This window comes from Bacillus sp. AFS012607 (assembly GCF_002558005.1).
In the GTDB taxonomy this organism is placed as follows: Bacteria; Bacillota; Bacilli; order Bacillales; family Bacillaceae_G; genus Bacillus_A; species Bacillus_A thuringiensis_S.
In genome coordinates, this window is record NZ_NTVM01000006.1 from 194,705 (window position 1) to 215,366 (window position 20,662).

Consider the following 20,662-nt stretch of genomic DNA (forward strand, 5'->3'; position numbering starts at 1 on the left):
GAAGTGGTTTGACGAAAGGTGTGGAAAAGACAGAAAATTATAGATTGACTTCGGATTGGGGGAAATTGAAACTAGCAGGAGAAGATATATATAGTTTCAATAACAGCGAAGAGCCATATAATAAAACAGGAGAAAACGGCAGGGAATTAAACATAAATACTTTAGAAGAAAAATTTGGTGCAACACTTATAGAGGTTGAAGTGGATAAAGATACAGGATTTGCAGCTTATGCCTTTAAGGATAATAAAACAGGAGAAGTTGTTATTTCGTATGTTGGAACGGAAGCTGGAAAAGACAATAATAGTGATGTAGTAGTGGATGCGGAGATAGGTGGTCATAATTTAACCAATGCAAATAAATTAGTGTTTAATGATTGGGAACATGAGTTAGAAGTAAAACAATATGATCAAGGAGAGGCATTTTACGAAAAAGTGAAACAATATGCTGATGGTAAAACCATTAGTATAACAGGACATTCTTTGGGCGGAGGTATTGCAAATACAGTAGCATTAAGGCATCAAGAAGACGATATTGATGTTTTGGCGCTAAATCCAGCACCAGTTTTAAATCGAGATGTAGATAAGTTTGGTAATGGCTTTGATATGAAAAATGTTCGGAATATCATTAATCAGAATGATCCACTACATATTGGGATAAAGGCAGCAGACTTCACACTTCCAGGAAGAATGTATAAAATCCCAAATCAAGCAGGACACTCATATGCTTTTACAGCGAAGGATTATGATGAAAGTGGGCACCTAATATGGCTTGATAAACTAGCAAGTGATAATGATACAGGGTGGGATATTATTCCGGGGATTCTGGAGCTTTCCCAATCTACTGGTGCAATATATACAGGAACTATAAATGACGTATTTCATAGAAAAGTTTCTATCCAGGAAGAAAAAATAGCTGGAAATGCAATTAATTTGATACTAAGCGTAACGCCAATTTCTACTATTTTAGGTGGGATATTATGGTACTCGGACGTTATGCAAGGTAGCAAGGAGCTTGAAAAGCTAAAAGATATAGTTCAAGAAGGTTTTTCAAGATTAAATACAAAGTATGAAGGGCTAAAATCCCAAATTACAGCAGAAGCAATTCAATTTAGCCTAATGGCTACAATTGAAATTAAAGGCACAGTAGATACAGCTGTAGAGTGGATTGAAACAACTTTAGCGAAATGTAAGGAAAAAGTTTTAGAAGTATTAGAGTCTGTATTTAATACTGCTATAAATTTTTTGGCTGGAAGTGTTGTAGTATATTTAGCTACAAGTGAAATTTTAGAAATTGCAAAAGAAGTAGCAGCTTCTTACGTGCAAGATTTACTAGATTTGTTTAAAGGAGATTTTGTGGTAGATACAAATGTAGCTGCAATTGTATCTGAACATATATTAAGTCATCGTCACTCATTATTAAATCTTTTTATGAATGACAACAGCAGGGGGATAAACCGTTCTTTATTAGGTGAAATTGCTAAAGATGTAAAGGAGTTATCAAAAGATTTAAAGCAATTAAACAACGATGTTTCAGAGGCAGTATTTTCTATGTTTGCAAAAGATGAAGAATTAGGGGCAGTTTCATATTATTAAAACTCCAAGTTTATAAATTTAAAAGAGAGGGGTATGAAGGTGGATTTACATACGATAATGTCAAGAGTTCATAGTACATTTCCAGCTAGTGGTGGACGAGAACAAATTATAAACGTTGTAGTGCAATTGGAAAAAGCAGCTGCATCTTTAACTGGGGATATTAGAAGGTTAGAGAGTAGTATTGATAGTACATTACAAGGGAAAACACGTGAGGCATTTATTGATCGTATCCGTCAATTAGAGAAAAAAAGACAAAAAATAGAAGAGAAAATTAGCGTACTAAAAGGGACAGTGAATTAATATGAAAGATTATATGGATAGAGTATTACCTTTAGGCAGTGTTGTGAGATTGGCTCTTAAAGAAGGGGAAAATGTAGAGTATGTAATCACTACGAGAGGTTTATTACTTGATGAAAACACATTCTATGATTATGGCGGAGTATTGCATCCAGTGGGTTTAACCGAAGAGACATATAAATTATTTAACCACGCGGATATTGCAGAGGTTAAATTTGAAGGGTATCGAAATAAAATTGAAGGTCAATTCGCAGCTAAGTTTAAAATGTGGCGGAATGAGTTTGTTGAAAAAGTAATTGAAAAAAATAAAAAGAAACAACGAGAACAAGGGTTAGAAATAAAGGGAAAAAAATAAATTAAAAAGGAAATAAGCTTTCCTCTTCCAAAATGGAGAGAGGGAAGCTTATTTTGATTGATTAAGGGTGTCAGTATGAAGTTAAAGAAGAAAGTTAAGATGATGATAGTTATGTCAATAGTAGCAAGTTTATTAAGTGGATGTGGTTTTGGGGAGACAAAGATAGAGTATGAGAGATTAGTAAAGGCGTTGGATGAAGGGGACATGAAGACTGTTATGTCTGCTAGTGATGATGGGTATGCGTATGTGAAAGAAAGAAGCATATATGGGACTTTTGAGGAAAAAGAAGACGGTACTCATAGTAAAACAATCTATCAAACAACAGAGGGGATTTATAATACCGATGAGAAAAAATTATTTGGAGAAACAACGGAGGAAATAGCTACGAATATTAAAAATGAAAAAGAAAAGGCGGATAATAGTAATTACAAAGAAGAAGAAATTTATCATACTAATATAATGTATGAAGGTGGGGAAGTGAAGACTGTAAAAAAGGTATTTGATGTGTCCTCTGTTAAATTAATTATGGATTGCTTACAGGGAATAAAAGATTTGAAAGCGTCAGAAGATACAAAGGGATTCGATGAACCGAATATTGTTAGTTATAGTCTAACAGAATCTCAGTTTCAACAAGTACTAAACGATAAATTAAAGTTAGAATATGATGAATTTATTGGTAGCTCAATTGGATTGCACTTTAATGCTATAAAAGATTCAAAGAAAGGATCTATGGGACTATTAGAAATAAGAATAGCTGTAAGTGTAAAGAAAGAAAATGTTTTAAAACAACAGCAAATATTTGTAAGCTTTAATGATAAAAAAAGTAATAATAAAATAAAAGAAGACTATTTGAACTATCAAAGACATTTTAATTATGTAGGTGATTAATGTGACCAAAAGATTAATTAATAAAATAATTATTATGATGGTAGTAATGATTCTATTAGGTACGTGTAGTTTTGGTGAAAAAAAGATAGATTATGAGCCGTTTGTCAAAGCTTTGGATGAAGGAGATATGAGAAAGGTTATGTCTGCGAGTGCTGAGGGATATGCGTATGTGAAAGAACGAGTTGTTGATTTTACTATAGAAACAAATGGTGATGAAAACCATTATAATACGCTATATCAAACTACTGAAGGTATATATAATTTGAAAGAAAAACTGTTATATGGAATAACGTCTCAAACAATAACAAGTAAAACAAAAGATGGAGAGGATAGACATAAGGATATTAATTATAAAGAAGAAAAATATAATACAAACTTTATGTATCAAAACGGAAAAGGTCAAGAATCTGATTCGAATTTGGATGTTTCTCCTGTGAAATTGATATTTAATAGATTACAAGGTGTAGGGAATTTAAAATTGAAAGCAGGTGGTAATAGAAAAAATTTAATGAACCAAATTCAGTTGGATTTACTATAACAGAAGCAAAATTTCAAGAAATAATTAACGATAAATTAAAATTGCAATATGATAAATTTGAAAATGCATCAATTGTACTTAACTTTAATGATTCAATAGATAATGAAAAACACCCAATACAAATAACAGAATTAACAATTTCAATTGACTATAAGAAGCAAAATGATGAAGGTAAAATATTAACACATAGTCAGCAAATATATGTGTATTTTAGTAGTAAAAAAGATAACAATCAAGACGCTAAGAAAGAGTATGTAAATTATAAAAAGTAATATGAAAATAATAAATGATTAAATAAGTGATTGAAAGGCCGAAAGTTGAGGAGGATTTAGGCGATAACAATTACTTCTGGTTGTATTATGATGGAATATTTAGAGAGAATAGTATGGTGAATGTTTCATAATTATTTCTAGTTGTAGTGGAAATAATTTGAGAATAAACGCCCCAATTGCTGGAGTAGATGCAACAATTGGGGCGTTTATCCCGCTTTAATGGGCAGTAAGACCCCCACCTCAAAATTCAGCGAAAGCAAAGAAGTTAGGTGGGGGATCAACTGCCCATAAAAGTCCGATTGGTTCAACTAATAATCAGTGGGGGATGGAGAAAACCCCCACTGATTAAAGTTTCACTTTATCTGTCTAAATTTAGTTTGAATGCATACCATTTTTTAGTTAGAGTCCTCGCTCCTCAAGTAGTTTCTTCATAATAACGGTGTGAAGTTTTTGTGTAATCGGCTTTTATTGCTAAGTTACAACTATTTCCTCTTATAGAGTACTTCTTATTATCGATACATCGTCCACATTCCAATGTCTTTAAATCCTAGTCGTTTATAAATTCGTCTAGCAGCTGGATTGTTATAAAATAAACAAAGTGTTCGGCCTTCTTTCGTAAAGTCTTGGATCATTTTTTGTAATATGAGTGAAGCGTAGCCATTTCCGCGATAATTCGGGTGTGTACATACACCAACTACCATAGCGGATAATGAATTTTCAGCGGAAGTAGAGGCGGATGCGATGATCACGCCATCTTTTTCAATATAGTATGTGCGTCCTGTATTTGTTTCGATAGTCTGACTTAATATTTTCTCTGATTCATTGGTAGTCGGAAATTCAGCGATGTCACTTCGTAATTTCATAATTCGTTCTATATCATCGAGTGAGGCAAGTTTAATTGTTTCATGAATTGGTGTGCTAGGTAAGTTGTTGTCATTTAGACATTCGCAAAAATACATTTCATTTTTAGTACCTAGTTGTATATTTGAAGCAGTTTCAAATTGTTCTACGATAGTCGACTTACCAGAGAGTTTAAGTGGCTTATATGCGGAAAGAAGTGCCTCATAATCAGTGGTAATAAATTCTTCTTTACTATAGGGTATAAATGAATCGTGGAATCGGAGTAGAATTGATTTTAATGTTCCATTCTCTTTAAATACTCCCCATAATTCTTGAAAATCTGTGTCATAACCGAAAGCTTCAATATCTCCAATAATAAACAAGTTAAGGGCTGCTTCTTCTTTTAGATAAGCGAATACTTGTTCATGATCTTTCTTTGTTAATTTTCGCATCATAACGAATCGACCTCTTTTTTATTTTTCTAAATATTACAACTTAAGTTTTTTGAAATCAATATAAAATTTTATGTTTAGTTCACAAACTTTCGGAAAAACTAGGAAAGATATGACAAAGGAGGTTATGAACGGTGGATCATCCAATTCAAGGGTTAATGAAAGCAGCAATGGAAAATTTAAAAGAAATGGTTGATGTAAATACGATTGTTGGAGAGCCTGTTCAAACGGCTGACGGTGGTGTGGTGTTAACGGTTTCTAAAGTAGCGTTCGGTTTTGGAGCAGGAGGTTCTGATTTCCCAACGAATGATGGACAAAGAGCGAACGGTAACGCTGCATTTGGTGGCGGTAGCGCGGGTGGTGTTTCGATTACACCAGTAGCATTTCTTGTGGTGAATAAAGATGGAGTAAATATTCTTCATTTACAAAATGCGACACATTTAGCAGAAAAAATGATTGAATTAGCTCCGCAAACAATTGATAAAATTCAATCGATGTTCCAAAAAGAAGAAAAGAAAGAGGGAAATCATCATCCTCAAAACCCTGATGAAATCCTTTAAAAACGCCTGCTTATGAGCAGGCGTTTTTTCTTGTAATCACTATGTAATAAAACACATGAAATTGTAAATAGTTTTTGAAGTTTTTTCTATGTTTCTAAAATTTTTCATGTTAAAATATGCTATAGAATTGAAACATATAAAACGAAGGTGGCTAGGTGCTTTGTCTGGAGGATCTGACCAAGTAAAGAATATGATATATATTAATGGTAATCGTCGAGGTCATTGTTTTATTACATCAGGAATTACGTTTAAAGAGTTTGCGAGTAACATCCCTTCACCGCTTCATCAAGTGTTGCTTTTGAAGCACAACTTTGAATGGACGGATTTTCATTATCATACTTTATTTGAATATGTTGAGGAAGAAAATATACATAAGTTAATTCAAGCAGAGATTGATGAATTTGATGAATTTTGTTGGGTAGATTTTGATGATGCAAGCGATTTAGATGAATTAGAGCCGAAAGAAATTGCAGAATTATTATATTTGGCTCACAAAAAAGAACCACTTGCAAGAACATTCTTTCCGCTGTTGAAAAATCGATTTGTTTATTTTTCACATGATGACGGATGGTACAACAAAGTGTATTATCGTAGAATTGCTGATTTTGTAGGAATGTTAAGTAAAGTCATTCCGTATAAACTCGGTGCTTTCGGTAAGAAACGTTTTTCTTTCTTCCAAAAATCAAAAATTTTCCCAGCAATTTCAAAAGAATTGATCATGGGGCTGATTCCACTAATGGAAGATGGTCTTTACATAGATCTAGCAGGGAAGATTGAGTCAAGAAGAGGTCTTGAAATTCCGGTATATGTAGTTGGTTCGTATGAAAGTACGGATGAGGTGTTAGATAATATCGATGAATTGAAAGAGGAAGCAACAGAAACAGGTTGGCTCATTTTTGATAAGAAAGAACAAGAGTGGCAATGGGTTGTTGACTAAGAAAACTTGGCGTATGAAGTCAAGTTTTCTTGTCATTTGAAAGGAGTACAAATGAAGAAATATTATACAATTGTGGGTATTATAAGTATTATTCTCGTGGCAATATTACTTATAACTTGTCCGAAAGAATCAGATTTTAAAGTGTATGTAGAGGATAAGTATGCGTTGAATTGTAATGAGAGTAGTTTTGAATGCACGCAAAATGTAGATGGTAAAAAAGAAAAACTACAATTTGAAAGTACAGATGCACGAAATGGTGTATTCTTTATGACTGTAAAGCAAACATTTAAAACAGAAGCTGGTGTTTCAAAAGAATATAGCGGAGTAGGAATGTTTGGTACATTTCTTTTTGTTTCAGAGAAGACTTTCTAGTAATAGAAGGTCTTTTTTTTATGCTTATGTTCATATAGATGAAGTAAGACAAGCATAGGAGGGATAGCGATGAAGAACACATGTATCGTTTGCGGTGGTGAGGAGTTTTTTTCCTCAACGTTATATGCACGTACGAAACAAGATTGGGCATATGCACCAAACATGTATCGATTTGAAAAAGTATTTATTGAGCATCGAGATGAAGAAAATTATCCAGTGTTTCAAGAAATTACAGCGAAACATTGTTGTGGATGCGGTCATATTATGTTGTATCATGAATGAACACACCAAGTATAACTTGGTGTGTTTTTTTAAAACGCTGACAAAGCAAGCGGATAAAGTAAAGTAAATAAAACAGAAAAACTACCAAAGCCAATTGCTGTATATCCAAGTGTTCTTGCTCCGAAATTGACAGCTAATAGGCCAACTAAAATTGCTAGGGAGCCGAGCGTAACGGGATAAAAAGCAATGGAGAATAACGAAAGAAATAAGGCGACATAGCCTACCATTGCGCCGGTATTTGTACCTTCTATCTCATTTGCAATTTCTTTACGCTTATGTCTAATTGGAATGCCAGCTGGTGATATTTCAGCAGCATACTCTTCGTTTTTTTCACCACTTTTAAAATGATGATTTCTCTTTCTTCGCATGTACATCCCTCTCTTTCAATTGGGTGTATCTATAGTATCTTTCAAAATGAGAAGAGCATGAGTATGAGTTAAACCCAAGTAAAGCAAAAATTGGAGAATACGCATTCCATCGTTAACATATCCATCTCCTATTGAAGATAAAGTGTGGAATTTTTTCCACTAGGACTGATTATCAGCCAGCGACAATTGGATTTTTATGAGCAATTCTCTCCCATTAACTGGTCCGCATCCATTGAATTTTGGGGTAGGTGTCTTACTGCAAGCGGGATAAAACAGGAATTTTGGAAAATGATGTAGAATGAAATGAATGATAATACGTGAAGGTAGGGGAATGTATGACAACATTTAATTGGCATGAATCAGCAGAGAAGAAATGGGATAGTAGTGCGGAGTTTTGGAATCAAAATAGTCAGGAAATGTGGGATAGCGGGAGTAGGAGCACAATTATTCCGTTTTTTGAACAATACGTGAAGAAAGAAGCACAAGTGCTCGATGTTGGTTGTGGTGATGGGTACGGTACATATAAATTAAGTCGCGCAGGCTATAAAGCAGTGGGAGTAGATTTATCGGAAGTGATGATTCAAAAAGGTAAGGAGCGCGGAGAAGGACCAAATTTATCTTTTATAAAAGGAGATCTTTCTGCATTACCATTTGAAAATGAGCAATTTGAATCAATTATGGCAATTAATTCTTTAGAATGGACGGAAGAGCCATTACGAGCGTTAAATGAAATAAAGCGTGTGTTAAAGAAAGATGGATATGCATGTATTGCAATTTTAGGACCGACAGCAAAGCCACGAGAGAACAGTTATCCTCGCTTGTATGGAAAAGACGTTGTTTGTAATACGATGATGCCTTGGGAATTTGAACAGTTAGCGAAAGAACAAGGTTTTGAAGTTGTAGATGGCATCGGCGTATATAAGCGCGGAGTAAATGAGAAGATGCTAGGTCAACTACCTACAGAGTTACAACAATCGTTAACATTCTTATGGGTATTTATGTTAAAAAACGTATAAAGAAATGAAAGAATTTTTAGGAGGTAAATAAGTGCAGAAAATACAAAAAACTGATACAATATCATCAGAACCAATTAAAGGGGGACTAGGGTATATGACAACTACTACAACAGTGAAATCCGATATTGAAATCGCACAAGAAGCGAGTATGAAGAAGATTCAAGAAATTGCAGCTGATTTAAATATTTTAGAAGATGAATTAGAGCCATACGGGCATTATAAAGGTAAGTTATCTCTTGATATTTTTAAGCGCTTACAAGATGAGAAAGACGGTAAAGTTGTTTTAGTAACAGCGATTAACCCAACTCCAGCTGGAGAAGGTAAATCAACAGTAACAGTTGGTTTAGGTCAAGCTTTTAATAAAATTGGTAAGAAAACAGTAATTGCACTTCGTGAACCATCTCTTGGACCAACGATGGGATTAAAAGGTGGAGCAGCAGGTGGCGGTTTTTCACAAGTCGTACCAATGGAAGACATTAACCTTCACTTTACTGGAGATATCCATGCGATCACAACTGCCAATAACGCATTAGCAGCGTTTATTGATAATCATATCCAACAAGGAAACACACTTGGAATTGATACGCGTAAAATCGTTTGGAAACGCTGTGTTGACTTAAATGATCGTGCCCTTCGTAATGTAGTAATTGGTCTTGGTGGACCTGTACAAGGTGTACCACGTGAAGACGGTTTTGACATTACAGTAGCATCTGAAATTATGGCCGTGTTCTGCCTTGCAACAGATATTCAAGACTTAAAAGCACGTCTATCTCGCATCGTAGTTGCTTATAACTTTGCAAATCAACCTGTGACGGTTAAAGATTTAGGTGTAGAAGGTGCGTTAACGCTATTATTAAAAGACGCATTAAAGCCAAACTTAGTACAAACGTTAGAAAATACACCAGCTATTATTCATGGTGGACCATTTGCGAATATTGCTCACGGTTGTAACAGTGTTATCGCTACGACAATGGCAGCAAAATTAGGTGATTATGTTATTACAGAAGCTGGATTCGGTGCTGATTTAGGCGCTGAAAAGTTTTTAGATATTAAAGCCCGTGCAGCTGGTATTAAACCAGAAGCAGTTGTTATTGTTGCGACTATTCGTGCGCTTAAAATGCATGGCGGCGTTGCAAAAGATCAATTAAAAGAAGAAAATGTAGATGCATTAGCAAAAGGTATGGAAAACTTACAGAAGCATGTTGAAACAATTCAAAGCTTCGGTGTGCCTTTCGTAATTGCAATTAATAAATTCATTACAGATACAGATGCAGAAGTTACATACTTACAAGAGTGGTGTAATGAGCGTGGCTATGCAGTATCCTTAACAGAAGTTTGGGAGAAAGGTGGCCAAGGCGGAGTTGATCTTGCTGAAAAAGTACTAAAAGAAATCGAAAAAGGTGAAAACAACTACGCACCACTTTATGAATTAGAATTACCCTTAGAAGAAAAAATTCGTACAATTGCTCAAAAAGTATATGGCGCAAAAGATATTGAATTTGCTCCGAAAGCACGTAAGCAATTAGCTCAATATGAAGGAGAAGGTTGGAGTAACCTACCAGTTTGTATGGCGAAAACTCAATACTCTCTTTCTGACGATGCAACAAAATTAGGTCGTCCATCTGACTTTATCGTTACAATTCGTGAGTTAAAACCATCTATCGGTGCAGGCTTTATCGTTGCGTTAACAGGTACAATGTTAACAATGCCAGGTCTTCCAAAACAACCAGCAGCACTTCAAATGGATGTAAATGAAGATGGAAAAGCAGTAGGTTTATTCTAAAAGGTTGTAATTCATCTCGTTTATCTGTAAACTATATATACATCAAGTGGCGCCTTTCCATCGAAAGGCGCCTGTTTTTTGGAGGAAATTATGTTTGATCCAACTGCTTTTGACAATTTAAAAGTAATCGTAGAAGGTGCTGTGTATGATTTTGATCTACATGGAGATATTCTTGTAACAGATCGAAAAGATATGATGGACCTTGCTTCATTAAGTCGTATATATCATATCTCATTTCAATTAACAGAACCGTTTGAACCATTAGTAGAAGCAACATTTTCATTATCTGTGGATGCAAAGAACTTGTCTGGTGAAATACTAGAAGTGCCTCAGTTTACACCAGGTTGTGAAATGAAGCTAGCATTTTCATTCCCGTTAGAACAACCAGAAGTAGGATGCGAAGAAATTGAAACTTTAATGCGTTCTATATGGGGAAAAGAAAGAATGATTATGCAGAAAGTTTCATACGAATATAATAAGCAAGCGATTTCATATCATAATAAGGTAGAGGTTCTATTTCAAAAAGCGATTACAGAAGACCATGTTGATGATTTAATAGCTGTTATTTCACACATGATAGAAACGGTGCGAACAATACAGCATTTTCTTCAAAAATAGAGATAAAGGAGAAAAACAAATGATAAAAGATATGCAACCATTTTTACAAGAAGCTTGGGAGAAGGCTGGTTTTAAAGAATTAACTGAAATTCAAAAACAAGCGATTCCAACTATTTTAGAAGGACAAGACGTTATAGCTGAATCTCCAACTGGAACAGGAAAAACATTAGCGTACTTATTACCCCTTTTACATAAAATTAATCCTGAAGTAAAACAGCCACAAGTTGTTGTTTTAGCACCAACACGTGAACTTGTCATGCAAATTCATGAAGAGGTTCAAAAGTTTACAGCAGGAACTGAAATTTCAGGGGCATCTTTAATTGGTGGTGCAGATATTAAGCGCCAAGTTGAAAAATTAAAGAAACACCCGAGAGTAATTGTCGGTTCACCAGGACGTATTTTAGAATTAATTCGAATGAAAAAGTTAAAGATGCATGAAGTAAAAACGATTGTATTTGATGAGTTTGATCAAATTGTAAAACAAAAGATGATGGGCGCAGTACAAGATGTAATTAAATCTACAATGCGAGATCGTCAATTAGTATTCTTCTCGGCGACAATTACAAAAGCGGCAGAAGATGCTGCACGCGATTTAGCAGTTGAACCACAATTAGTGCGTATAACACGTGCAGAGTCAAAAAGCTTAGTTGAACATACGTATATCATTTGTGAGCGACGCGAAAAAAATGATTACGTAAGAAGAATTATGCATATGGGCGATGTAAAAGCAGTTGCTTTCTTAAATGACCCATTCCGTTTAGATGAAATTACTCAGAAATTGCAATTCCGTAAAATGAAAGCAGCAGCTCTTCATGCAGAAGCAAGTAAGCAAGAGCGTGAAGCGACGATGCGTGCATTCCGTGGTGGGAAACTAGAGATTCTCCTTGCTACTGATATTGCAGCACGCGGTATCGATATTGATGATTTAACACATGTAATTCACTTAGAGTTACCAGACACAGTAGACCAATACATTCACCGCTCAGGACGTACTGGACGTATGGGTAAAGAAGGAACAGTAGTTTCTCTTGTAACAGAACAAGAAGAACGTAAATTACTGCAATTTGCGAAAAAACTAGGCATCGTATTTACGAAGCAAGAAATGTTCAACGGATCATTCGTAGAAACGAAACCGAAAGCACCAAAGAAAAAGAAACCAGCATTTACTGGGAAGAAAAAGCCTAGATAAATAATGGGGAAGGCGTAACTATTTGTAGTTACGTCTTTTTTTATTTGCAATTGAATAATACAAGGAGGTTTATTAATGGTTATTAAAATGTATCTATCATCATTTTTTAAATCAACATATGTAAAAGGAAGTAATATAAAAAAAGTCGAATATTAAATTGATGCGAAATAATAAAAAGAAGGTACATATATGGATAGGAAATTAGGAATGTTTTTGAATACGAAACATATTGAAGTAAACGAAGGAATACAAAAAGCAAGGGAATGGGATTTAGAATATATTCAATTATATGCTATGAATAAAAACTTCAACTTAGCTAATATTCCAGTGGTAGAATGGACTGCTTTAAAGAAAAGCTTATCTTTTAATGGAATAAAGATTCCATCATTAGCAATTAGTTTTGGAGAAAATGGAATTACAGGAACAGAAGTTGACAGTGCAATAGATCAGATTAAATATATTACTGACAGAGGTTTGGAGCTGGGAGCAAAGATAATAACAGCTCATATTGGGAAAGTTCCAGATGATGAAAAAAGTGAGTACTATGATAAAATGATACGGGTTTGTTATGAGATAGGGGAATTAGCATTCAAACTTGGGGGAGTCTTTGCTATTGAGACGGGATCTGAAAAAACAATAGTATTAAAACAATTTTTAGAAACTGTAAACTCGAAAGGACTAGCTGTTAACTTTGACCCAGCAAATTTAATAAGTGATGTAAATGAAAATCCGGAAGAAAGTTTATTACTATTAAAAGATTATATAGTACAAACTCATATTAAAGATTGTAAAGAAGTGAAAAGCAATCGTTCAAGTAAGTATATAGAAGTAGCAGTAGGAAATGGTGAAGTGGATTTCGATATATTTTTCAAAGTATTAGATGAAATTGGATTCGACGGATATAACATGATTGAAAGAAATGATTATTTTGACGAACTGGATGGGATGAGTCAGTCGATAAATTTTGCAAAGAAGTACATACCAACTCAAAAGGAATAACGATAGCACCTGTGGAAACCTACATAGAATATAAAAAACCATTAGGGGGAAATGAAATGATCCATAAAGTTGGACAAATTATGCTGTATGTAAATAATCAAGATGAGGCAGTAAATTTTTGGACGGAAAAGGTAGGGTTTCATGTAGTAGCAGAGGAAGATAACAAGCAAGGAATGAGATGGATTGAAATCGCTCCGACTAATGGTGCTGAAACGAGCATTATACTACATAATAAAGAAGTTATTTCGAAAATGAGCCCAGAATTAAATCTTGGTACACCGTCCTTAATGTTCTTCTCAGAAAATCTGGATCAATTATATGCAGATTTAAAAAATAAAAATGTTACTGTTGGAGAAATGGTAACTATGCCTTCTGGTAAAGTATTTAACTTTGCTGATAGCGAAGGGAATTATTTTGCGGTTATGGAAAAGAACAAATAGTAATATTACTATGTGAAAATCCCCCTCAAATATATTGAGGGGGATTACATGTTTGAAGTGGATTTTTCATTAGAGAATTGATTAATATAAAATACGCCTTTTTCAATGGCTGTCTCAATATAACCAACGATTTGGTCAAACGTAAACACTTGTAAGTCTTCATGCAAATGTTGCTCCGGATACAACATATCTTCAAAAAGATACTTTCGAAAAGAAAAAACGTTTTCTTTAGAAACTTCTTCAATATCCATGATGTGAGCCTCTTGGTTGAGAAGAGAGAAGAGTTGCTGTTCTGTATCGTAATGATGAAGCAACTTTGCATTTAATAATTTAAAATCGTTATAGTACAGGGGTGCGATCGTTTCGTCATTTTCGATTCTATTTTTTAGCCAAGGTAGAAAAAAGCCGCTTAGCCAATTGTCATCGGCAATGAGATGGGTGTAATAGCCTAAGAGAAAAGGGGAATCCATATGAGCTTTATATTTTTGAAAAAAAGAATTGAAATCTATCCTTCTCGTATAGTTTTTCGTTGTACCAGCGTAAAAGTGTGAAGTTCCTTTTTCTTCTGCTGAATGAACCGCATCAGGGGCTACACCTCCAAGTATGAAAGAAGTTTTATCTTGGATATATAGTTTTTCGGCAATCTTGATAGCGATAATAGCATGCATAATTCGTGATCCCATGAATGACACCTCGGTTTCAAGTATTCATTTCAGGAAGAGGACTGAACAGTTAGTATTACTTTCCCTGTACTTTTTCTACTTTCGACCCATTCATGTGCTTTCCCTGCATCTTGAAGCGGAAAAGATTTCGTTGCTTTTACTTTTAGACTGCCATCACGTAAATAACGGAAAACTTCATTTGCAGTTTCTTGGAGTAGTTCAGGACGTTTTTTTCGTGTAGTGCCAAAGCTAAAACCGAGTATAGAGCGACAACTTGCGTGTAAATCTTTCGTTTGGAAATTACCAATTTCACCGCTAGCATTACCGAAATGAATGAGGCGACCATAATAAGCGAGACAATTTAAACTTTTTTCTGAAACCGTTCCAGAAATAGAGTCTAAAATTACATCAACCCCTTCACCGTTTGTCAGTTCGTTGACTTTCTTTACAAAATCCTCATCTTGGTGACAAATAACATAATCAGCTCCAGCATTTAAAGCTATTTTTCTTTTTACTTCACTTCCGACAGTACCAATAACGGTTCCAGCCCCTAATCGTTTTGCAAGTTGAATAGCTGTTGTACCAATTCCGCCAGCCGCAGCATGAATGAGTACAGACTCGCCTTGTTGAAGCCTTGCAACATTTGCGAGTAAATTATAGCTTGTAAAAGATACAATCGGACAAGCAGCTGCAGTTTGAAAATCGACTTCATCAGGTAAAACGAAAGTAAGGTTTTCGTTTGCGACAACGTATTCTGCGTAAGATCCATTTTGAGGAAAAGCAATGACACGTTGTCCAGGATGAATATTTTTCACTTGAGAACCGACACGTTCTACAATACCAGCGGCATCTATCCCTGGTATAAAAGGTAGTGCTTTATTTCCTTTTTTACCATAACGGGATTTAATATCGGCGAAATTCACACTAGTAGCAACAACACGAATTAAAACTTGATCTTCTGAAATAGCGGGTATATCCACATCTGTATATTTCATCACTTCAGGACCACCGAACGACGTTACAACGATAGCTTTCATTATATGTCCTCCTAAATTTGACTATATAAAACATTTTAAATGTTCATTAGAAATTGGGAAATTATATAATAGTTATGCGACTTTATAAGTGAAGCTTATGTACATATTGAATCATTATATTAATCTATATAAAAAAATTTAAAAAATCGAACGAAATAGTAATTACTTGCCAATATATAGTGTAGGACAAAGGAGGGATGGTATGTGAAGGATGAAACAGTGTATACAAATTTAATCCAATTGACTTTATCAGGAAATAAAGAAGCGTATAGCGAATTGTATGATAAAACGATTCAAGAAGTATATAAAACAGCACATTTTTTAATTGAAGATAAAACAGATGTAGATGATGTCGTTCAAGAAATATACATACAACTATATGAATCGCTTCGTAAGTATGATAGTGAGAAGCCATTTCGTCCTTGGCTAATTGGACTTGCGATTAAACAAATTCACTCTTATAGAAGAAAGAGGTGGATGCGACTACGCATTATAAAAAAAGCAGAAGAGCAAAGAAAACCAGTACAAATTGATTTTTCTAACGATGTTGTAAGTAAAATATCAAACAAAAAACTAATTGAACTCATTCATAAATTACCGTATAAATTGAAACAAGTTATTATCTTAAGATACTTACACGATTATTCACAAGAAGAAGTAGCACAAATATTACATATTCCAATTGGTACTGTGAAATCTAGAATTCATTCGGCATTAAAGAAACTACGTCAAAAAGAGCAAGTAGAAGAAATCTTTTTAGGAGAGGTAGGGAATGTGAAATGAGTTTAGATTGTAGAGTTAGAGAATCTATACGAGAAGAAGCGAAGGGGATTGTTGCCCCGCCGGAGTTAAAAGAAAAAGTAATCGTTCAAATTAAAATGAATCAAGGAGGGCGTAAGAGAAAGAAACATCTTATTGCAGGAGTGCTTGCAGCAGCTCTTTTAATCCCGACGACTGGTTTTGCGTATCAATCTATTATGGCGGATGGTATATACGGATCTTTTGAGAATTTAAAAAAACATGCCGGAGCAATGACATTAGAAACGTATATGCGTTTTAATGCAAAATTATCAGAAGCGAAAGATGAAATGGGTACGAAGGAATATGAAGAGTTTACAAAAGAAATGAAAAAATTAACTAGTGCAAAGCTTGCGTACGGAGATTCGAACGGTAATATAGATTACGATCAATTATCACCAGCTAAAAAAGAGGAATTGAAAAAGGTAGTAATGGAGCTTCATCCGTATTTTGATAAATTAAATGGCCATAAATCTAGTAAAGAAGTACTAACTCCTGAAGAGTATGAACAATATATGGAGGCATTAATGTCATATCAAACTGTGTTAGTAAAAACGAAATCGAGTGGCGGGATAACAGTAGAAGAAGTACCTGAGGCGTACAAAGAAAGATTTATTAAAGCGGAGCAGTTTATGGAGTATGTAGATGAAAAGGTGAGATAAGTAAAAAAGCTCAAAGCTTTCTTTCGTTTAACTATTACATATTGAATATGTAAACAATAAAAAATGAGTATACAATCTACGTGATTGTATACTCATTTTATTATTACTTAAATTTCCTTACCGCATGAATAGCGACTCTTACAAGTAATATCGCACTTATAAATAAACCACCGTAACCAACGACACTTAAAAATTGATCATTTGGCTCTGTCGCACTGTTTGCTAAATGCAATACGCCTACCGAAATCCCACCAAATGCAGTTCCAATAAATGCAATGAGGAATTGTGAGATAAATGTAGTAATAAACGATGCATTTGTTTCGTCAGAGAAAAAGCCAACCTTAACGGATAGTTCTCCGTTTTCTAGTTTTGAACTTAAATCATCTAGTTTTCTAGGAATGCGTCGCATGGCAGGTAACATAGCGAGTAATTCGTTTGTTGCAGCTTCTTTTAAACTAGAATAATTGTTAACTGACATGAAACTAGCTGCATGATCTTTCGCAAAGCGTTTCGCTTCGTCCATTAAATTGAATTCGGGATTTAGTTGCAGCATCGTTCCTTCTAGCGTAATTAGAGAACGGAAAGCCCCTGCAACCATTGGATAAAATGCTAATTCAAACTCAGCGATTATTTGAAATAGCCCCTGAATGAATTCTTCAGAACCATTTGTAGAACCATACGTACTTTGGATTAATAATTGACTGATAGATTGTTCTAATGCCTCTTTATCAACATTTGGCTTCTTTTCAACTAATTGAAGCAGTCCATCAAGCAAGACATAAGAATTTTTGCGCTCAAAGCCGATAAGTAGTCGCTTGAATGCATCTTGTTGTAGTGTTCCTAATCGCCCGACGGAACCGAAATCAAGTAATGCAGGTGTGCCATCACGAAGAATATACACATTACCTGGATGAGGGTCTGCATGGAAAATACCTTTAAAGAAAATTTGCTCTAAAATACAATCAAAGAGTTGTCGTTGTACTTTTTTCGTATCAATTTGTAATTCATTCAATAATGCTGACCCACTTTTAACACTTACTCCATCTAAAAATTCAAGCACAAGTATTTTTGAATTACTGTATTCTTTATATACTTTCGGTATTTTTACTTTCGTTTCGCTATTTTTTAGTGAATCAGACACTTGTTCGAAGTTACGAGCCTCAATTTTGAAATCAATTTCTTCTTTCATTGCGATGGAGAAGCCATGTGCTAAATCAAGAAATCCGATATTTTTAGCCCAAGTTGATTTGTTGGAAATCCATAAAGAAAAATGAATTAAAATATCTAAGTCACGTTTAATTGTCTCAGAAATATTAGGACGTAGTAGTTTAACGACGACATCCTGGTCGTTTTCTTTCAACTTCGCTTTATGTACTTGGCCAATAGAGGCGGCAGCTAACGGTTCCATTTCAAAGGAGCTGAAAATTTCATCTTTTGGTATATGTAGTTCCTTTTTTAATATTTCTTCAACTTGTTTTTGTGATAAACGCGTTACATTTTCCTGAAGGTTTGATAACTCGTGAATAAAAGCAGGTGGTAATAAATCAGAGCGAGTTGATAAAACTTGTCCGAATTTAATAAATACACCGCCGCATTCTTCTAGTGTATTTCGAAGTGAAGTGGCGAGCTTACGATCTGCTTCTGGCGAGCGCTTTAAAGCTAAATATTTACCCATTCCGTGTTTTATTGCAATAGAAGAGACACGCATATATCTTTTTTGTCTACCAACCTTTGCGAAGAATTTTGAAATAGGGTTTCGGCTTTCCGTTACTACGTCATCCATTTCGCCTCGTCTAATAGGATCAAATAATTCAAAAACTAGGTAACAAAGCATGGATACAATTAATGAGCTTCCTAGCCAAAAATATCTATCAACACCGACAACCGATTCATCTTGATAGCGTAAATATAAAAACCAATACAGAGCTGACGTAAGTGAAACACCTAAAGTTGCTGCACTTGCTTGTTTGAAAAGATTTAGTTTTGTACCAATTAGTCGACCACTAATAAAAGACATAATGATTGCTAGTAGAAAAAATTGAAAAAACATTGTATCATTCCTCCGAATTTTATTCGATAACTGTATTATACAGGAATATAATTATTCTAAAAACAAGCCAAGGAGGTACAATCCTTGACTTGCACGATTAAATAGAGCATTCAATTATATTTTTTCATCGTTGCATTGTCCTTTTGTATAAAACAATCTAATAGTGAATAACCAGCTATTAAACTAATTATCGTAACAAAAGTTGTATTTATAAGAATAACATTAGCTAAATAAGGTAGGTATTCGCCAAGTGGTGAGAAAAGTAGTGCTGGAGAAAAGGAAATTAATATTGTAGGCACTGTAATAGCGATAAACTTATCCGGTTGAAAACGCCAGTTTTGTTTACTTGTTTCGTGATTAATGGATTGAAGGAATCGTAATAAAATGCCGACCAAAAGAGGAAAGAGTGTAAAGTAGAATAATCTTGGATAAACGTTAAAGTTCACTTGCGCGTCTGTATCTAAATAAAATTGAATCTTCACTCCAACAAATAATAATAAGACGATAAATAATGTGAAGCAGAGGTATAGCATTACTCTTTGCATTATATTCCACCATCCTTTACTCAAAATATATTCAAAAAAAGAAGAGATATACAATAACTACTGTTGTATATCTCTTCTTTTACTGTTAGTTAATAGTGGAGTTTGCTTTTTCTTGCTTCGTGAAATAATCAATAATGCCCATCGCACTAATTTCTATATCTAGATGTAAAATGTTATAAACGGAATGATCTGCTGGAACGTTTAACTTTGTAAGATGAGAAGAGATTTTATCCATTAATAAAGTTTGTAAAGCTTTAGTCGCTTCATCGAAATCATTATACTGTTCAAAGACTTCCTTACCAGTATGAACGAAAATAGGTAGCCAATGTTCCAGTTGATTATATATTTCTGTAACATGAGAGGATGCGCCGTAATGACCGAAATAAATAGTATCTACATTCATGCTTTGAATGTGATTTTTAGAAGCAATCATCGCATCTGGTTGGAATTGTGAAGGGGACGTTGATGGTAGATATAACTCTACATCAACGTCTGCGAGTTCTCTATAATAAATTCCAATTGTATCGCCAGTAAAAATCCCGTTTGTTAATGAATCGTGAATGCTAATATGGTGCTTCGCATGCCCTGGTGTATCATAAAATGTAAGGATGCGGTCTTCTGCAATTTTTAACGTATCACCATGTTGTACAATATGAACACGTTCTTCTTCAATTGGAAGAATTGGATCAAAGAGTTTATCAAAATCTTCTTTGTACACAGCTTTTGCACCTAAAATAAGTTTTGTTGGATCAATCATATGACGAGCACCACGAGAATGCACATATAACGTAGCATTTGGGCATTTTTCCATTATTAAACCAGCAGCACCGGCGTGATCTAAATGAACATGTGTAACGATAATGTTTTTAACTTCGTTTAAATCAATATGTAATTGTTGTAAGCCGTCTAAAATATACGGAAGAGAAGGGGCTGCACAAGTTTCAATTAAAGTAATATCGTCACCTAATAAAACGTACGTACCTGTTCGTTCATTATGCTGTAAATCGAAATCATCAATAAGATATAGGTGAGAAGATAATTGCTCTACTTTTTTCATATTTACCACTCCTTATATATTACATGTTTCTATTATACGCTAAAATAGAAAAA

At 34.5% G+C, this 20,662-nt stretch carries 23 protein-coding genes and 1 pseudogene; 17 read left to right on the forward strand and 7 right to left on the reverse strand.

Going from position 1 to position 20,662, the window contains the following annotated elements:
- The first annotated feature begins 8 nt into the window (after window positions 1-8).
- The 5 genes and pseudogenes from CN409_RS05670 to CN409_RS05690 all read left to right on the forward strand — a co-directional run bounded on the left by CN409_RS05670 (window position 9) and on the right by CN409_RS05690 (window position 3,942).
- Window positions 9-1,592 carry a lipase family protein gene (locus tag CN409_RS05670; protein WP_000160311.1) on the forward strand — a complete coding sequence of 528 codons (1,584 nt, stop codon included), beginning with the start codon at window positions 9-11 and terminating at the stop codon, window positions 1,590-1,592.
- Window positions 1,593-1,631: 39 nt separating this feature from the next.
- Window positions 1,632-1,892: a hypothetical protein gene (locus tag CN409_RS05675; protein ID WP_000363098.1), complete on the forward strand. Its 261-nt coding sequence runs from the start codon at window positions 1,632-1,634 to the stop codon at window positions 1,890-1,892.
- Between the two features lies 1 nt (window position 1,893).
- Window positions 1,894-2,244 (forward strand): DUF4176 domain-containing protein, encoded by a 351-nt coding sequence (locus CN409_RS05680; RefSeq protein ID WP_097980855.1) that lies wholly within the window; start codon window positions 1,894-1,896, stop codon window positions 2,242-2,244.
- A gap of 75 nt (window positions 2,245-2,319) precedes the next feature.
- A complete protein-coding gene (locus CN409_RS05685; protein WP_097980856.1) occupies window positions 2,320-3,132 on the forward strand; it encodes a DUF3952 domain-containing protein in 813 nt (270 codons plus the stop codon).
- A gap of 34 nt (window positions 3,133-3,166) precedes the next feature.
- Window positions 3,167-3,942, forward strand: a pseudogene (locus tag CN409_RS05690) (DUF3952 domain-containing protein).
- A 509-nt stretch (window positions 3,943-4,451) separates the two neighbouring features.
- On the opposite strand, the gene CN409_RS05700 reads toward CN409_RS05690, so the two are convergent.
- Window positions 4,452-5,237 carry a GNAT family N-acetyltransferase gene (locus CN409_RS05700; RefSeq protein ID WP_097980857.1) on the reverse strand — a complete coding sequence of 262 codons (786 nt, stop codon included), beginning with the start codon at window positions 5,235-5,237 and terminating at the stop codon, window positions 4,452-4,454.
- Between the two features lie 131 nt (window positions 5,238-5,368).
- On the opposite strand from CN409_RS05700, the gene ytfJ reads away from it, so the two are divergent.
- From ytfJ to CN409_RS05720, 4 genes are all read left to right on the forward strand, one after another.
- A complete protein-coding gene (gene ytfJ / locus CN409_RS05705) occupies window positions 5,369-5,794 on the forward strand; it encodes a GerW family sporulation protein (protein ID WP_097980858.1) in 426 nt (141 codons plus the stop codon).
- 160 nt (window positions 5,795-5,954) lie between these two features.
- On the forward strand, window positions 5,955-6,731 hold the full coding sequence (locus CN409_RS05710; RefSeq protein WP_000014087.1) for an oxalate:formate antiporter: 777 nt from the start codon (window positions 5,955-5,957) through the stop codon (window positions 6,729-6,731).
- A 51-nt stretch (window positions 6,732-6,782) separates the two neighbouring features.
- Window positions 6,783-7,103: a hypothetical protein gene (locus tag CN409_RS05715; RefSeq protein ID WP_000761171.1), complete on the forward strand. Its 321-nt coding sequence runs from the start codon at window positions 6,783-6,785 to the stop codon at window positions 7,101-7,103.
- A 69-nt stretch (window positions 7,104-7,172) separates the two neighbouring features.
- On the forward strand, window positions 7,173-7,385 hold the full coding sequence (locus CN409_RS05720; protein ID WP_000798747.1) for a hypothetical protein: 213 nt from the start codon (window positions 7,173-7,175) through the stop codon (window positions 7,383-7,385).
- Between the two features lie 29 nt (window positions 7,386-7,414).
- Here the strand turns inward: CN409_RS05720 and CN409_RS05725 are convergent, their stop codons facing one another.
- The gene (locus CN409_RS05725) at window positions 7,415-7,753 is read right to left on the reverse strand and encodes a hypothetical protein (RefSeq protein WP_001253201.1); all 339 of its coding nucleotides are present in this window, start codon (window positions 7,751-7,753) and stop codon (window positions 7,415-7,417) included.
- 335 nt (window positions 7,754-8,088) lie between these two features.
- On the opposite strand from CN409_RS05725, the gene CN409_RS05730 reads away from it, so the two are divergent.
- From CN409_RS05730 to CN409_RS05755, 6 genes are all read left to right on the forward strand, one after another.
- Window positions 8,089-8,769 (forward strand): class I SAM-dependent methyltransferase, encoded by a 681-nt coding sequence (locus CN409_RS05730; RefSeq protein ID WP_000206579.1) that lies wholly within the window; start codon window positions 8,089-8,091, stop codon window positions 8,767-8,769.
- A gap of 94 nt (window positions 8,770-8,863) precedes the next feature.
- A complete protein-coding gene (locus CN409_RS05735) occupies window positions 8,864-10,552 on the forward strand; it encodes a formate--tetrahydrofolate ligase (RefSeq protein ID WP_014482011.1) in 1,689 nt (562 codons plus the stop codon).
- A gap of 90 nt (window positions 10,553-10,642) precedes the next feature.
- Window positions 10,643-11,170, forward strand: coding sequence for a hypothetical protein (locus tag CN409_RS05740; RefSeq protein ID WP_000460216.1), 528 nt, complete (start codon window positions 10,643-10,645; stop codon window positions 11,168-11,170).
- A 19-nt stretch (window positions 11,171-11,189) separates the two neighbouring features.
- The gene (locus tag CN409_RS05745) at window positions 11,190-12,359 is read left to right on the forward strand and encodes a DEAD/DEAH box helicase (RefSeq protein ID WP_000588599.1); all 1,170 of its coding nucleotides are present in this window, start codon (window positions 11,190-11,192) and stop codon (window positions 12,357-12,359) included.
- Between the two features lie 189 nt (window positions 12,360-12,548).
- On the forward strand, window positions 12,549-13,358 hold the full coding sequence (locus CN409_RS05750) for a sugar phosphate isomerase/epimerase family protein (protein ID WP_141527689.1): 810 nt from the start codon (window positions 12,549-12,551) through the stop codon (window positions 13,356-13,358).
- 56 nt (window positions 13,359-13,414) lie between these two features.
- On the forward strand, window positions 13,415-13,798 hold the full coding sequence (locus tag CN409_RS05755) for a VOC family protein (protein WP_000581472.1): 384 nt from the start codon (window positions 13,415-13,417) through the stop codon (window positions 13,796-13,798).
- Between the two features lie 44 nt (window positions 13,799-13,842).
- On the opposite strand, the gene CN409_RS05760 is transcribed toward CN409_RS05755, so the two are convergent.
- Both CN409_RS05760 and CN409_RS05765 read right to left on the reverse strand, forming a co-directional pair.
- Window positions 13,843-14,481: a zinc dependent phospholipase C family protein gene (locus tag CN409_RS05760; RefSeq protein WP_097980859.1), complete on the reverse strand. Its 639-nt coding sequence runs from the start codon at window positions 14,479-14,481 to the stop codon at window positions 13,843-13,845.
- Between the two features lie 29 nt (window positions 14,482-14,510).
- Window positions 14,511-15,497 carry a quinone oxidoreductase family protein gene (locus CN409_RS05765; protein ID WP_000644643.1) on the reverse strand — a complete coding sequence of 329 codons (987 nt, stop codon included), beginning with the start codon at window positions 15,495-15,497 and terminating at the stop codon, window positions 14,511-14,513.
- 204 nt (window positions 15,498-15,701) lie between these two features.
- On the opposite strand from CN409_RS05765, the gene CN409_RS05770 reads away from it, so the two are divergent.
- Window positions 15,702-16,280, forward strand: coding sequence for a sigma-70 family RNA polymerase sigma factor (locus tag CN409_RS05770; RefSeq protein WP_000651123.1), 579 nt, complete (start codon window positions 15,702-15,704; stop codon window positions 16,278-16,280).
- Entirely contained in the window at window positions 16,277-16,957 is a 681-nt protein-coding gene (locus CN409_RS05775) for a DUF3600 domain-containing protein (protein WP_000050700.1), read from the forward strand. The genes CN409_RS05770 and CN409_RS05775 overlap by 4 nt, the downstream gene beginning before the upstream one ends.
- A gap of 103 nt (window positions 16,958-17,060) precedes the next feature.
- Here the strand turns inward: CN409_RS05775 and CN409_RS05780 are convergent, their stop codons facing one another.
- The 3 genes from CN409_RS05780 to CN409_RS05790 form a co-directional block, all read right to left on the reverse strand.
- Window positions 17,061-19,007 (reverse strand): ABC1 kinase family protein, encoded by a 1,947-nt coding sequence (locus CN409_RS05780; protein ID WP_000465998.1) that lies wholly within the window; start codon window positions 19,005-19,007, stop codon window positions 17,061-17,063.
- 110 nt (window positions 19,008-19,117) lie between these two features.
- Window positions 19,118-19,552, reverse strand: coding sequence for a hypothetical protein (locus CN409_RS05785; protein WP_001190001.1), 435 nt, complete (start codon window positions 19,550-19,552; stop codon window positions 19,118-19,120).
- Between the two features lie 85 nt (window positions 19,553-19,637).
- Entirely contained in the window at window positions 19,638-20,609 is a 972-nt protein-coding gene (locus CN409_RS05790) for an MBL fold metallo-hydrolase (protein ID WP_000754981.1), read from the reverse strand.
- Window positions 20,610-20,662 lie beyond the last annotated feature (53 nt).